The 14,002-nt window shown below is 67.7% G+C and carries 12 protein-coding genes; 5 read left to right on the top strand and 7 right to left on the bottom strand.

What is annotated here, in order from left to right; all coding sequences use genetic code 11:
- Positions 1-93: 93 nt before the first annotated feature.
- From fis to ACYVGE_RS08595, 4 genes are all read left to right on the top strand, one after another.
- Positions 94-369: a DNA-binding transcriptional regulator Fis gene (gene fis, locus ACYVGE_RS08610; protein ID WP_310055715.1), complete on the top strand. Its 276-nt coding sequence runs from the start codon at positions 94-96 to the stop codon at positions 367-369.
- Positions 370-546: 177 nt separating this feature from the next.
- Complete coding sequence (purH, locus tag ACYVGE_RS08605; RefSeq protein WP_460728976.1) at positions 547-2,118, top strand: bifunctional phosphoribosylaminoimidazolecarboxamide formyltransferase/IMP cyclohydrolase; 1,572 nt, start codon at positions 547-549, stop codon at positions 2,116-2,118.
- A 222-nt stretch (positions 2,119-2,340) separates the two neighbouring features.
- Positions 2,341-3,633, top strand: coding sequence for a phosphoribosylamine--glycine ligase (purD, locus tag ACYVGE_RS08600; protein ID WP_460728974.1), 1,293 nt, complete (start codon positions 2,341-2,343; stop codon positions 3,631-3,633).
- A gap of 152 nt (positions 3,634-3,785) precedes the next feature.
- Positions 3,786-6,422 (top strand): ATP-binding protein, encoded by a 2,637-nt coding sequence (locus tag ACYVGE_RS08595; protein ID WP_460728972.1) that lies wholly within the window; start codon positions 3,786-3,788, stop codon positions 6,420-6,422.
- Between the two features lie 143 nt (positions 6,423-6,565).
- Here the strand turns inward: ACYVGE_RS08595 and ACYVGE_RS08590 are convergent, their stop codons facing one another.
- The 6 genes from ACYVGE_RS08590 to ACYVGE_RS08565 form a co-directional block, all read right to left on the bottom strand.
- Positions 6,566-6,847: a hypothetical protein gene (locus tag ACYVGE_RS08590; RefSeq protein ID WP_460728970.1), complete on the bottom strand. Its 282-nt coding sequence runs from the start codon at positions 6,845-6,847 to the stop codon at positions 6,566-6,568.
- A gap of 213 nt (positions 6,848-7,060) precedes the next feature.
- Positions 7,061-7,957 carry a pseudouridine synthase gene (locus ACYVGE_RS08585; protein ID WP_460728968.1) on the bottom strand — a complete coding sequence of 299 codons (897 nt, stop codon included), beginning with the start codon at positions 7,955-7,957 and terminating at the stop codon, positions 7,061-7,063.
- Between the two features lie 88 nt (positions 7,958-8,045).
- Positions 8,046-9,050 carry a diguanylate cyclase domain-containing protein gene (locus ACYVGE_RS08580; protein ID WP_460728966.1) on the bottom strand — a complete coding sequence of 335 codons (1,005 nt, stop codon included), beginning with the start codon at positions 9,048-9,050 and terminating at the stop codon, positions 8,046-8,048.
- Between the two features lie 82 nt (positions 9,051-9,132).
- Positions 9,133-10,812 (bottom strand): S41 family peptidase, encoded by a 1,680-nt coding sequence (locus ACYVGE_RS08575; RefSeq protein ID WP_460728964.1) that lies wholly within the window; start codon positions 10,810-10,812, stop codon positions 9,133-9,135.
- 105 nt (positions 10,813-10,917) lie between these two features.
- On the bottom strand, positions 10,918-11,766 hold the full coding sequence (locus ACYVGE_RS08570) for an NYN domain-containing protein (protein WP_460728962.1): 849 nt from the start codon (positions 11,764-11,766) through the stop codon (positions 10,918-10,920).
- A 91-nt stretch (positions 11,767-11,857) separates the two neighbouring features.
- Positions 11,858-12,238 carry a VOC family protein gene (locus ACYVGE_RS08565; RefSeq protein WP_460728960.1) on the bottom strand — a complete coding sequence of 127 codons (381 nt, stop codon included), beginning with the start codon at positions 12,236-12,238 and terminating at the stop codon, positions 11,858-11,860.
- A 294-nt stretch (positions 12,239-12,532) separates the two neighbouring features.
- Between ACYVGE_RS08565 and ACYVGE_RS08560 the strand changes: the two genes are divergently transcribed.
- Positions 12,533-13,147, top strand: coding sequence for a ferritin-like domain-containing protein (locus ACYVGE_RS08560; protein WP_460728958.1), 615 nt, complete (start codon positions 12,533-12,535; stop codon positions 13,145-13,147).
- Between the two features lie 91 nt (positions 13,148-13,238).
- On the opposite strand, the gene msrA is transcribed toward ACYVGE_RS08560, so the two are convergent.
- A complete protein-coding gene (gene msrA, locus ACYVGE_RS08555) occupies positions 13,239-13,976 on the bottom strand; it encodes a peptide-methionine (S)-S-oxide reductase MsrA (protein WP_460728956.1) in 738 nt (245 codons plus the stop codon).
- Positions 13,977-14,002: the final 26 nt, after the last annotated feature.

Below are 14,002 nucleotides of genomic sequence, written 5' to 3'. Positions count from 1 at the left end.
CTTGTTGTTGCCTGCGACACCCCCGCGCTAGACTCCCGGTCCCGTCGGCACCGTGTGGGCACACGTGCGGCGGAAGATTCCGGGGGGAACTGCTTGAACGCCGCTGCCGATCGTAACGATCACAATCGCACCAAACCGCGCCCCCCCTTGCGCGACCACGTCGCCACTTCGATCCGCCGTTACCTCGGCGATCTCAACGGCAGTGGCACCGAGAATCTGTACGAGATCGCCCTGCGCGAACTCGAGATTCCGTTGTTCGTCGAAGTGCTCGCGCACTGCGAAGGCAACCAGAGCCGCGCCGCCTCGATGCTGGGCATCCATCGCGCGACGCTGCGCAAGAAGCTGCGCGAATACGGGCTCGAGCAGTAACTCGAGCAGTAAGCGGCAGCGCAGGCGCGGCTTTAGGGACGCACTGTCCGCGCCGCACCATCCAGGACGCACCATCCAGGACGCACCATCCGGGCCGCACTATCCGGAAACACAGGCCCTCCGGCCCATCCTGCGGCCGCCGGTATAATTCCGGGTCTTTCCCCCCGCCTCACTCCCATGACTACCGATCGTCTGCCCGTGCGCCGGGCATTGCTGTCCGTTTCCGACAAGACCGGCCTGATCGACCTCGCCAAGGCCCTGGCCGCACGCAATGTCGAACTGCTCTCGACCGGCGGCACCGCCAAGGCGATCCGCGAGGCCGGCCTGGCCGTGAAAGACGTCAGCGACCTCACCGGGTTCCCGGAAATGATGGACGGCCGGGTCAAGACCCTGCACCCGCTCGTGCACGGTGGCCTGCTTGGCCGCGCCGGCATCGACGATGCGGTGATGGCGCAGCACGGCATCGGCAAGATCGACCTGCTGGTGCTCAACCTGTATCCGTTCGAGAAGGTCTCGGCCGATCCAGGCAGTTCGATGGACGACATCGTCGAGAACATCGACATCGGCGGGCCGGCAATGCTGCGTTCGGCGGCGAAGAACTTCGCCCGCGTCGCCGTCGCCACCGATCCGGCGCAGTACGCCGGGCTCGTCGACGAATTGAATGCCAACGACGGCACGCTCTCGGCGAAGACGCGCTTCGCATTGTCGGTCGCCGCCTTCAACCGCGTCGCCCAGTACGACGCCTGCATCAGCGACTACCTTTCCTCGATCAGCGACGACGGCTCGCGCGCCTTGTTCCCGGCGCAGCAGAACAGCAACTTCGTCAAGGTGATGGACCTGCGCTACGGCGAGAATCCGCACCAGCACGGCGCGTTCTACCGCGACCTGTGGCCGGTGCCGGGCACGCTGGCGACGTTCACCCAGCTGCAGGGCAAGGAGCTGTCGTACAACAACCTCGCCGATGCCGACGCCGCGTGGGAATGCGTGCGCCAGTTCGACAAGCCCGCCTGCGTGATCGTCAAGCACGCCAATCCCTGCGGCGTGGCCGAAGGCAACGGCTGCCTCGATACCTACGAAGCCGCCTACGCCACCGATCCGACCTCGGCCTTCGGCGGCATCATCGCCTTCAACAAGCCGCTCGATGCGGCGACCGCGAAGACCATCCTCGACCGCCAGTTCGTCGAGGTACTGATCGCGCCGGATTACGAGCCGGGCGCACTCGACTACGCGAAGAAGAAGGCCAACGTCCGCGTCCTGCGCATCCCGCACGGCGACGGCCGCAACAACATGGACGTGAAGCGCGTCGGCTCCGGCCTGCTGATGCAGACCGCCGACATCCGCGAAGTCGGCCGCGACGAACTCAAGGTGGTCACCAGGCTCGCGCCGACCGAGGCGCAGATGGCCGATCTGCTGTTCGCCTGGCGCGTCGCCAAGTTCGTGAAATCCAACGCCATCGTCTACGTCAGGGACCAGCGCACCGTCGGCGTCGGCGCCGGCCAGATGAGCCGCGTGGTGTCGGCGAAGATCGCCGCGCTCAAGGCCGAGGAAGCCGGCCTGGAAGTCCCGGGCTCGGTGATGGCGTCCGACGCCTTCTTCCCATTCCGCGACGGCATCGACGCCGCCGCGGCCGCGGGCATCAAGGCGGTGATCCAGCCGGGCGGTTCCATGCGCGACAACGAGGTCATTGCGGCCGCCGATGAACACGGCATCGCGATGGTGTTTACCGGAATCCGCCATTTCCGGCATTGAGCAAAGCTGTAGTTTTCCGAGGCGTCGCTGCTTCACTCCTCGGCGGGAAAGGCCGTCGCGTTAAGCCTTTCCCGTTGGGATGAACGTTAGAGTTGTGTTCCTTCCCCCGCACGCGGGGGAAGGTGCCCGAAGGGCGGATGGGGGCCGACTCACCTACCTCCCCCACCCCAACCCTCCCCCGCCAGCGGGGGAGGGAGTGAGAGAACAAAGGAGCAGGCACGCATGAAAGTTCTCGTCATCGGTTCCGGCGGTCGCGAACACGCCCTCGCCTGGAAGCTCGCGCAGTCCGCGCGCGTGACCGAAGTGGTCGTGGCCCCCGGCAACGCCGGCACCGCGACGGAAACCAAGTGCCGCAACGTCGCCGTCAATGCCACTGACATCGACGGCCTGCTGGCGCTGGCAAGGAACGAGGACATCGCGGTGACCGTCGTCGGTCCCGAAGGCCCGCTGGTCGCCGGCGTCGTCGACCGCTTCCGTGCGGAGGGCCTGCGCGTGTTCGGCCCCACCGCCCAGGCCGCGCAACTGGAAGGCAGCAAGGCCTTCGCCAAGGATTTCCTCGCCCGCCACAACATTCCCACCGCGCATTACGCCGTGCACACGCACGTCGACGAAGCGCTCGAATACGTGCGCCAGAAGGGCGCGCCGATCGTGATCAAGGCCGATGGCCTCGCCGCGGGCAAGGGCGTGATCGTGGCGATGAACCTGGCCGAAGCCGAAGCCGCGATCACCGACATGCTCGGCGAGTACGCCTTCGGCGCCGCCGGCGCGCGCGTGGTGATCGAGGAATTCCTCGACGGCGAGGAGGCCAGCTTCATCTCCATGGTCGACGGCAAGACCGCGTTGCCCATGGCCACCTCGCAGGACCACAAGCGCGTCGGCGATGGCGACACCGGCCCCAATACCGGGGGCATGGGTGCGTACTCACCCGCGCCGGTGGTCACGCCCGAGGTGCACGCGCGCGTGATGCGCGAAATCGTGGAGCCCACCGTGCAGGGCATGATCAAGGACGGCGTGCCGTTCACCGGCTTCCTCTACGCCGGCCTGATGATCGACAAGTCGGGCGCACCCAAGGTGATCGAATTCAACGTGCGCTTCGGCGATCCGGAAACCCAGCCGGTGATGCTGCGCCTGCAGAGCGACCTGCTCGACCTCGTCGAAGCCGCGATAGACGCGCGCCTGCACGGCGTGCAGGCGCAGTGGGATCCGCGTCCGAGCCTCGGCGTGGTGATGGCCGCGGAGAACTATCCGGGCACGCCGCGCACCGGCGATGTCATCAACACCATCGACGCCCCCGAGATCGACGACACCCAGGTCTTCCACGCCGGCACCAGGACCGAAGGCGAGCACGTCGTCACGTCCGGTGGCCGGGTGCTGTGCGTGTGCGCGCTGGGCGACAGCGTGGCCGATGCGCAGCGCCTCGCCTATGAGGCCGTCGCCGGCATCTCCTGGCATGGCGAGTTCCATCGTCACGACATCGGCTGGCGCGCGATCGCCCGCGAGCGCAAGGCCGCCTGAGGGGCTATCGCCCAGCGTTCGCGCGAACGCGAACAGCGGCGCCAGCCAATGGCGGCGGCGCGCACCGGAAGCCGCGCCGACTCGCGGTGTGAAGCCGCTCTTCACATCGCTAACGCAAGATTTCCCATCCGTCCGTCTCATCGGGAAACTCCATGGCTTCGAGCGCCGCGGGTGAAGGCCACGCTGCCGGCCTGCCGTTGTCGTCCGCCGAATCGGCCGGCACGTCACGGCCCGCGGACGTACCGCCGGTAGCCACCGCTGCGGACAGCGCGCCGGCGCAGTTCGAACACGCCCTGCAGGCCGGCAGGATCGGGACCTGGCATCTCGACCTGGTCACCCACGAACTCACTGTCTCGGCCTTGTGCAAGGCCAACTTCGGCTTGCCGGCCGATGCGGACCTGACGCTGGAGCGTGGCCTGGCCGCGATTCCGGAGCCCGACCGCTCGCGGGTGCAGCGCGCACTGGACGATGCCGCGGCGGGCCACTGCGACTACGACATCGAGCACCGCGTGGTCTGGCCGGACGGCTCGATCCACTGGATCAACGCGCGCGGCGGCAGCGGCGAGGCACACGGTCAACCCCACAGCTTGTCCGGCGTCACCGTCGACATCACCCGTCCACGACGCGCCGAAGCCCTCGCCATGGCGCAGAACGCCCTGCTGGAGATGGTCGCGCTGGGGCGGCCACGCGCGGAATGCCTCGAGGCGGTCAACCAGGCCGTGCATGGCCTCAACCCGCGCATGCACGGCTGTTTCGTATTGACCGATCCGCAACGCACGCAGGTCGTCGAGGCCGTCGCCCCGTTCGCGGCGAGCGCACTGGCCTACCTCGTCCAGATGCCGATCAGCCCGGGACACCACGGCACCTGCAGCGCGGCGATCCACCACAATCGTCCGTTCTCCTGCGCCGACACGGCCGATGACACGTCGTGGGATGCGCAGTGGCGTGACGTGTGCCTTGCGCACGGCATCCACGCGACGTATTCGGTGCCGGTACTGCGCCCCGACGATGGGCTGGCGATCGGCTCGTTCTGCCTGTGCCTGGAGGAAGCACGGGCACCGTATGAATGGGAAACGCAGCTCGCCGTGTTTGGCGCGCAGATGGCGGGCATGCTGGTCGAACGCGACAGGCTGGACGGCACGCTGCGCGAACGCGAGGCGCAACTCGCCGGCGAACTCGCCGATGCCCATACCCTGCACGAGGTCAGCCGCGAACTCCTCGGCGAGGACGACGTCGCGATCATCCACGAGACGATCATCGACGCGGCCTGCACGATCATGCATTCGCCCTTCGCCAGCCTGCAGATGCTGCACGGCGAGTCGCGCCTGCAACTGCTCGCCTATCGCGGCTTCAGTCCCAGCGCCGCGGCGGCGTGGGAATGGCTGGACGACCATTGCGGCACGTCCTGCGGCGTCGCGCTCGCCACCGGCCAGCGCGTCATCTACGGCGACGTGCGCGGCATGGCCGCCGAGATCGGCGAAGCGCTGGTGGAGAACTATCGCGAAACCGGCATCGTGGCGATGCAGACCACGCCGCTGAAGTCACGCAACGGCCGCATCGTCGGCATGATGTCCACGCACTGGGGCGAGCCGCACCAGCCCTCCGAGCACGAGCTGCGCCAGCTCGACATCCTCGCTCGCCTCGCCGCCGACCTGCTCGAACGCCGGCATACCGACATGGAACTGCGCGAAAGCGATCGCCGCAAGGACGAGTTCCTCGCCATGCTCGGCCACGAACTGCGCAATCCGCTGGCGCCACTGTGCAACTGCCTGCACATCCTGCGCATGGAGGGAACGGCAAGCGCCGATTCGCGCGCGCTGTTCGACGTGATGGACCGCCAGGTCAATCAACTCGTGCACCTGGTGGACGACCTGCTGGAGGTATCGCGCATTACCCGCGGCCGCATCGAGCTGCGGCGCCGCCACGTTGCCCTCAGCGACATCGTCACCACCGCGGTGGAGACCAGCCAGCCGTTGCTGGACGCCTATGGCCACCGGTTCAGCGTCGACCTGCCCGAGCAACCCGTCGCGCTCGACGTCGATCCGATCCGGATCGCGCAGGTGCTGTCGAACCTGCTCAACAATGCCGCCAAGTACACGTCCATCCGCGGCGAGATCGCGCTCAAGGCGCGTGTGGACGACGGCAAGGTATGCATCAGCGTCGTCGACAACGGCGCGGGTGTCGACCCCGAACTGCACTCGCACATCTTCGAACTCTTCACCCAGAGCGAACACACGCGGCTGCAGACGCAGGGCGGGCTGGGGATCGGCCTCACCCTGGTGCGCAACCTGGTGATGCTCCACGGCGGGACGGTGGCCGTGCACAGCGAGGGTATCGGCAAGGGCAGCGAATTCATCGTCGAACTGCCGCTGCTGGACGCGAACGCCGCCCTCGACCACACGATCGAAACCGCCATCGCGCCCAGCGCCCGCCCGAAACGCATCCTCATCATCGACGACAACAGCGAACACGCCGATTCCCTCGCCCGCCTGCTCGCCCTCGCCCACCACGAAGTCCACGCCGTGTATGACGGCTTCGACGCGCTCTCGGTGATCGAAGCGGTGGCACCGGACGTCGTGCTGCTGGACCTGGGCATGCCGGACATGGACGGCTTTGAGGTGTGCGACCGGATCCGCGCGCTGCCGGGCGGCCGCGACGTCGTCGTGATCGCCGTCACCGGCTGGGGCCAGCAGGACGATCACGTGCGAACGGCCGAGCACGGCTTCGATGGCCACCTGGTCAAGCCGGTGGATCCGGCCGAAATCCTGGGGCGGCTCGAAGCCGCCTAGTGCGATGGCTAGTGCGTTGCAGTGCGATCAGGGTCCGCGCCCTGGCCCACGCGATCCCCTAGCGAATGCCTAAGTGGCAAGCCCTTGCCGGCCTCGCAGCCGGCAAGGGCCACCCTCCCCTCATCAGGCAACGTATCCGTGCATCAGTGCAGCGTGCTGGCCTCTTCCTCCGGCGTCGGTTGCAACGTCACCGCCAGCGCCTCGAGTTCGGTGATCTCGGCTTCGAGCGCGTCGTACAACTCGCCCTGGCGCGTCATCAGTTCCTCGATCCGCGCCGCCTGTTTCAGCTTGGACAACTCACCATCGAACAGCAGCCATTGCGTCGTCAGCAGCTCCACGTTGTTCTTGCAGTAGTGGCGCATCTCCTTGAGCTGCACCACGGTGGCATTGACATGATCGAGCGGCGTCTTGGTTTCCGCGGACATGGCGACCTCCTCTTGCAGGTGCTCTTGCAGGTGTTGTCCGACAGGTTAGGCGCGCCTTGCGGCCGGACGACGTGAAGACCGCAGCCACGACTTGGCCGCGGTTCACCTTGGTGACGCCGCCCTGCACAGGAGGGGATTCGAGCCGGTGCCGGTCGCCGCCGATCCGGCCCGGATCGCGCAGATATCCGCCAATCCGCGCATTCACGCCGCGCCTTACGCGACGCCGTCCCCTTGCAGCGACAGGCGACTCACGAACACACGCTCGGCGCCCGTGAGCGGATCGGAAAACCGCAGTTCCCGCGCCAGCAGCTGCAACGGCCGCGCGAAGTCATCGGTGGCGGCCGCCGTGAGCTGCGGATACAGGCGGTCGTTGCGGATCGGTGCGCCCAGCGCCGCCATGTGCACGCGCAACTGGTGCTTGCGCCCGGTGACCGGCTCCAGCACGTAGGTCCACGTCGCGCCACGGCGGCTGAGCACATCGATGCGGGTCTGGCTGTTCGCCACGCCGTCGACTTCGCGCATGCGGAAGAACGGCTCGCCCGCCTCCAGGCGCGAGGCATGCACCAGTGGAAACGCCAGGGCCGGCAGCGCGGGCGCGATCGCCTCGTAGCGCTTGTGGATGCGGCGCTGGCGGAACAGCGACTGGTACGCATCGCGTGTGGCGATGTTGGCCGAGAACAGCACCAGCCCGGCGGTATCGCGATCGATCCGGTGCAACGGCACCAGGTCCGGATTGCCCAGCCTGCGCACCAGCCGCGCCAGCAACGTCTCGCGCACGTGGCCGCCGGCGGGCGTCACCGGCAGGAAATGCGGCTTGTCTGCCACCACCAGCTGCGCATCGGCGTGCAGCACGGTTTCCGTGAAGGGAATCGGCGCCTCGTCCACGACCTCGCGGAAGTAGCGGATCTCCGCGCCGACGCGGTACGGCGCGTCGAGCGGCAACGCCGTGCCGTTCGGCTCCTGCACGAGGCCACGGGCGAAGCGATCGATCCAGACGTCGCGCGCGATCGCGGGGAAGCGGTGACACAAGCCGTCGAGCACCGTGGTCCACGGGCCCGGGGGCAATTGCAGGCGGCTGGGAGCCAGGCCTTCCGCGTCCTGCATCGTCATTGGCTCCGTAAGGCATCGCGCGGAGCTTAAGGCCGCCGGCGCCGACGATGTCCTGTTCCGCGGCAACGACGCCTGGCCGCGGCAGCTGTCACGGCCAAAGCGGCTCTCGCTTTTGCGGTGTCCGCGCCGGCACGCCGGACAGGCCCACGGCGGCCTCGACCTCGAATTGCCCGCCGCCGCGCGCCTTGGCCTGGTAGCACAGCTCGTCCGCACGCTGCAGCAGGCTGTGCGGCGACAGCGCGTCGCCGTGGAAGGTGACCACGCCCATGCTGGCGCCGACCGAGAACTCGTGCTCCTGCCAGCGAAAACGGAACTCGCCCAACGCCTCCATTACGCGCCCGGCCAGCAATCGCGCTTCGGCGGGATCGCAATGCTCCAGCAGCATCACGAACTCATCGCCGCCCAGCCGCGCCACGGTGTCTGTGTCACGCAGGCTGCGCTGCAGCACTACCGCGAATCCGCGCAGGAGTTCGTCGCCGGCGAAATGTCCGCAGGCATCGTTGACGGCCTTGAAGCGGTCCATGTCTAGGTACAACAGCGCATGTGCCGTGCCGTCGCGGGCCGCGTTGGTGACCGCGCGCTCCAGGCGCGACTCGAAGGCACGCCGGTTGGACACGCCGGTCAGCGGGTCGTGGGTGGCGTGGTAGTGCAGCTCGTCGTTCAGGCGTGTGGCCGTGGTGACATTGCGAAAGGTGACGACCGCACCGATGCGGCGACGACTCTCGTCGAGGACGGGCGCGCAGGTGGCATGCACCAGCACCTCGTGCTCGTCCTGGCGGACCAGCAGGGTCGCACCTTTGCCATGGCCCGCCGCCATGAGGTCCACGGCCAGCCCCTGCGAGTCACGCAACTGGACGACTTCATGCACGGGGCGCCCCAGCGCCTGCGCCTGCGGCCAGCCCGTCAGGTGCAACGCGCACAGGTTGATGTCGGTGATGCGGCCCTCGGGGTCGAGGACCACGACTCCATCCGGCAGCGCGTGCAGCGCCGCCTCCAACCTGGCCAGTCGCGCCTGCGATGCGCGCAGGGCCGCTGTCGCCCTGGTCCAGCGCTGGCGCAGCTTCGCATCGCGGGAAACAGCGGAATCGACCACGTCCGTCGTTGATCAAACCAGATGAAACGACGGTACGGACGCTCATGCCAAGGCCAAGTGATGGCGCGCCCGTCCCGCTGGATCACGGGGTCTTCGCCGGCTCCGCCAGGACCTGCTGCGCTTCCGCGTTGCCGGGATTGAGCTGCAGCGAGCGCCGGTACGCCGCCAGCCCCGCCTCGCGATGTCCGTTCTTCAGTTCCAGGTCGCCGACATTGTTCCAGGCGCGCCACAGGCCGGGATTGGCTTCGGCATCGACGGTCAGGACTTCGAGCGCATCGGCCAGCTTGCCCTGGTCGACCAGCGCATAGCCGGCGGAGGTCATCGGATCATCGCGTGCCGCGGTCCACCACGGCACGCCACGGAACCGCGCCTGGCGCTGCGCGTACACGCGACGCACCGCCGCACCGCCGTCGCCAGCGGCGATCAGGTGCAGCGCGCGCATCTCCTCACCGGCGAGGATCGGATCCACCGCAGGATCGCGTCCGGCGATGTAGTCGGCGAAGGAAAACACCGCCGGCACGTCCACCGGCGTGTACGGATCGTGGCTGTCGGAACGGCCCCAGTGGCGGCGCCTCGAGCAGCTCAGCGACAGCTGCGCGTGTTCGAATTTGAACGTGCCCGCATCGCCGAAGGAATTGAGCCCCGCGCCCGCCGGCTCGCCGACGAAGGTGGCCGGCGTGCGGGCGAGGAACTCTTCGACCGCGCCCACCGCGGCGCTGAAGGTCTTGCGTCCGGTGAGCACGTACAGCTCCCGCCACGGCGGCGCGTCGCCGCGGCGGATGAACTCGGCGATCATCGCGGTCAACTTGCTGCCATCGCCCCCGGAGTTGTAACGCCAGTCGACGATCAGGCGGCGCGGCTTCTGCTTGTCGACCTCGGCCATGGCACGGTGGAAGAAGGCGTTGAACGCCTCGTCCTCGTTATCGAGCACGTAGTTGACCTGCATGTAGTACGCGTCGCGCTCGGGCAGCGGCACGCCGATGTAGTGGCGGCGATAGCGCAGGTGCAGCGGACGCGCCGGATCGGGTGTACGGAACGCGCTGGAAGGCGACGCACCGAAGGCCGCCACCCAGTCCGGATAGTCGCCGATCGATGCGCCGAACACTTCGCTGCGGAACCGCCAGCCCAGGCCACTGCCACCGGGCTGCGGCGCAAGTTTCTGCACGCGCACGCGGCCATCGCGCAGGCGCACCTTCACCGGCAACGCACCGCTGGCATCGGCCAGTCCCAGTCCCTTCGCCAGCCCGGCGTTGCTGAGCGCAGCCACGTTCTCGCTGGCCCCGACGTCGTTGTCGGCCCCCATCAACGCCCGCGCGCGATCGAGCGCCTCGTCCGCCGGCATCCCGCCGATTTCCAGCATCCGCGCGCCGGCCAGCCCGGCCACGGACTTGTGCGCACTGGTGACGAAGATGCCATCGGAGAACCGGTACAAGCGGATCGGATACCACGCCTTGAAGGCATCGCCCGTGGGCTCCAGGAAGGTGTGGCCGTCGCCGATCGACGCGACCAGGCGCATCGCCTCGACCACGCGTTGTTCTTCGCTCAACTCCGGCAGGCGCCGCTTGAGCGATTCGAGATCGCGGGCAAAGGCCTCGCGGCCGATGCGGGTGTAGGGATCGGGGTGCTGCAGGACGAGCGTGTTGCCGATCTCATCGAGGTCGACCCGCCAGTCGTCGACCGACGCCGCGATCGCCACGGGCGCATGCCCGAGGCCGGCGGCCAGCAGGACGGCGGCGAACACGATGGCGCGCAAGCGCTGCATGGCGATTTCCCCGGTCGGCTGCGGGTTGCAGCGCAGGGTTGGATGCACGCCGGCCGGCGGGCGTTTAGAGCGTGTGCGTCAGCGCGACCCACGCAGCACGCCGGCTCACTCCACCGCGCGCACGAACAGGGTCTTGCCGGTGCTGCCCGGCGTGGTGCGCTCCTCCACGGTGAAGTGGCGCGGATGCTGGCGCAGCAGGTCGCTCAGCTTCTTCTGTCCGTACAAGCGTGGATCGAAGTCCGGACGGATCTTGGTGAGGTAATTGCCGACGCTGCCCAGGTGCGCCCAACCCTCCTCGTCCGAGGCTTCCTCGATCGCCTGGCGGATCAGCTCCAGCGGCAGCGGCAAGGGCCCGGCGGGTTTGTCCGGTGCGGGCGCGGCCGTGGCCGGGGCCGCAGCGGGTGCTGGCGCCACGGGCGGCTTCGTTTGCTTCGCGGCTTTTTTGGACGCCGGCTTGGCAGCCCTCACCGGCGCCACGACGGGTGCCGGCCCTTCGGCGCGCAGCACTTCGGTGTAGATGAACTTGTCGCACGCCTGCACGAAGGCATCGGGTGTCTTGCGTTCGCCGAAGCCGTACACCGTCAGCCCCTCCTCGCGCAGGCGCTGCGCCAGGCGGGTGAAGTCGCTGTCGCTCGACACCAGGCAGAAGCCGTCGAAACGCCGCGTGTACATCAGGTCCATCGCGTCGATGATCAACGAACTGTCGGTGGCGTTCTTGCCGCTGGTGTAGGCGAACTGCTGCACCGGACTGATCGAATGCTTGAGCAGCGCCTTCTTCCATTGCGACTGCTGGTTGGAGGTGAAGTCGCCGTAAATGCGCTTCACGCTCGCCACGCCGTACTTCGCCACTTCCGCAAGCAGTCCTTCGATCACCGACGGCTGCGCGTTGTCGGCATCGATGAGCACGGCCATGCGGCGCTGGTCGTCGGAGGCGAGAGAGGAGCGGGGTTTCATCAAGGATTCCTTGTGGGCGCAGGCGAACGGTGGCAGCAGGCGAACGTCGGTGTCCGCCATGGACAAGATACCCCGCCATGGAGAACGGGGCTCACGTCCAGCGGTTTGCGTTCTTCGGAAACCCGGGGCGCTGCACGCGCACCACGCAGAATCGCTGCCCCGTTGGCGCCTGCATCACCACCCACCGTTCCAGGCGACTCACCACGCTGGCCCCCAGGCCTTCCAGCCGGGACACCTCGGCGGGGATGTCATCGGTTTCGATGTCGATGTGCACGCGGCTCTCGTGCTCGACGCGTTGGATCTGCACGATCGGCTCGTCGGGCGGCGTTTCCAGCATGCGGTAGTTGCCGCGCGTGCCCGGGTGGCCGGGATCGACCGCACGGCCCAATGCCGCTGCCCAGAAGCTCGCGGCCTGGTCGACATCGGCGGTGTTGCAATCGATCAGCAGGGCGCACAGGCGTGAGTAATGCATGGCTTCCTCCAAGGCAGGGAGATCGCATTGGCCTGGGACAGGCCGTCGGGCGGACGGAGTTCAGTATGCAACGCGCGCCAATGCGCGTCGCAACCGGGCATGCTGCGACGCCCGGAATGCCCGGCACCGCGCACGCGTCGCGTGATGCACGCAGCATCCACACCGATGAACAGCGCTGGGGCGTTGCTCCCGACACGGCGACGCGATGAACGCGTGCGCGCCTGTCGCTTTCACCATTCCTTCGATGCGAAACACTCAACGTAGTGGCACTCCCCACAACGCAAGGAACCCGACATGAAGAAGTCGGCCATCAACCAGGACCAGCTGCAGGAACTTCTCTACCAGGTCCTGGAAACCGAACTCGGTGGCATTCAGGTGTACGAGACCGCGCTGCGCTGCGCCGTCAATGACGACCTGCGCAAGGAATGGCACGAGTACCTGGCGCAGACCCGCACGCACGTCGACGTGGCGACACGCCTGCTGACCGAGCTCGGCCTCGACCCCGCCGCGCCCACGCCGGGGCGCAGGGTCGTCTCCCACATCGGAGGAGCACTGGTATCCGCGATGGAGATGGCGCTCAGGATCGGCGACCGTACTGCCGCCGAACTGGTTGCCTGCGAATGCGTGGTGCTGGCGGAAACCAAGGACCATGGCAACTGGGAACTGATCGGCCAGCTCGTTGAACACGGTTCCGGCGTGGACACCCGCATGCTGCGGGCCGCGCATGACGCGGTGGAACAGGACGAAGACCACCACCTCTACCACACGCGCGGCTGGTGCCGCGAACTGTGGCTGCAATCGCTCGGCATGCCCGCCGTATTGCCGCCGCCGGAAGAGGTCAAGCAGGTCGAGACCGCCATCGGCGCATCGCGCGCGGAACAGGCACGCGACCAGATGCTCAAGCACTGATGCCGCGAACGCAGGGAAGAAGACGGGCCGCTTCAGCGGCCCGTCGTTCTACATCGAAGAATCCCAACTGCATGCACGCTCACCGCGCGAATCAGTGCGCCGCGACCAGTACCGCCCGCGGCCGGTATAGCGCGGGATAGAGGCGCTTGAGTTCGCCAATCTTCGGCAGATCGTTGAACCGGATGTAGGCCTCGTCCGGATGCAGCGTCAGGTAGTCCTGGTGGTAAGCCTCGGCTGGATAGAACCGCTTGCCGCTTTCGACCTGCGTAACGATCGGCGCATGGAACACGCCGGCCCGGCCCAGCTGGGCGATGTAGGCCCGGGTCGCCTGCGCCTGTTCCGGCGTCGTGGTGAATATCGCCGAACGGTATTGCGTGCCATGGTCCGGTCCCTGGCGATTGAGCTGGGTGGGGTCGTGGACGACCGAGAAGAACACCTGCATCAACGTGGCGTAGCTGACCTGCGCGGGGTCGTAGGTCACCTGCACGGCTTCGGCGTGACCAGTCGCACCCGTAGCGACGACGTAGTAACGAGCGGTGGCCGCACTGCCGCCGATGTAACCGGACACGGCCCGTTGCACGCCGTTGACGTGCTGGAACACGCCCTGCACGCCCCAGAAACAGCCGCCCGCGAACACGACGGTTTCGCTGTGCGCGGGCATGCCCGCGCGTGCCTGCGTGCCCGATGCGGGGGCCGGTGGCGGAATCGCCATCGCCTGCGCATTGGCGCTGCCGAACGGGAGCTGCAGCGTGAACACGATCGCCATCATCAACCCCGCGACGCCGGCGGCGATGACACCGGCAAGCAGTCTGTCCAGCGGAAGTTTCATGACGGGTGCTCCAAGGGATATCAGCC

The sequence above is a fragment of the Lysobacter rhizosphaerae genome, assembly GCF_054779795.1.
This window is presented reverse-complemented; position numbering and strand designations above follow the sequence as displayed.

Coding starts and splice junctions, on each gene's coding strand:
- purH (WP_460728976.1), top strand. CDS start 547: ATGACTACCGATCGTCTGCCCGTGCGCCGGGCATTGCTGTCCGTTTCC.
- purD (WP_460728974.1), top strand. CDS start 2,341: ATGAAAGTTCTCGTCATCGGTTCCGGCGGTCGCGAACACGCCCTCGCC.
- ACYVGE_RS08595 (WP_460728972.1), top strand. CDS start 3,786: ATGGCTTCGAGCGCCGCGGGTGAAGGCCACGCTGCCGGCCTGCCGTTG.
- ACYVGE_RS08590 (WP_460728970.1), bottom strand. CDS start 6,847: ATGTCCGCGGAAACCAAGACGCCGCTCGATCATGTCAATGCCACCGTG.
- ACYVGE_RS08585 (WP_460728968.1), bottom strand. CDS start 7,957: ATGACGATGCAGGACGCGGAAGGCCTGGCTCCCAGCCGCCTGCAATTG.
- ACYVGE_RS08575 (WP_460728964.1), bottom strand. CDS start 10,812: ATGCAGCGCTTGCGCGCCATCGTGTTCGCCGCCGTCCTGCTGGCCGCC.
- ACYVGE_RS08570 (WP_460728962.1), bottom strand. CDS start 11,766: ATGAAACCCCGCTCCTCTCTCGCCTCCGACGACCAGCGCCGCATGGCC.
- ACYVGE_RS08565 (WP_460728960.1), bottom strand. CDS start 12,238: ATGCATTACTCACGCCTGTGCGCCCTGCTGATCGATTGCAACACCGCC.
- ACYVGE_RS08560 (WP_460728958.1), top strand. CDS start 12,533: ATGAAGAAGTCGGCCATCAACCAGGACCAGCTGCAGGAACTTCTCTAC.
- msrA (WP_460728956.1), bottom strand. CDS start 13,976: ATGAAACTTCCGCTGGACAGACTGCTTGCCGGTGTCATCGCCGCCGGC.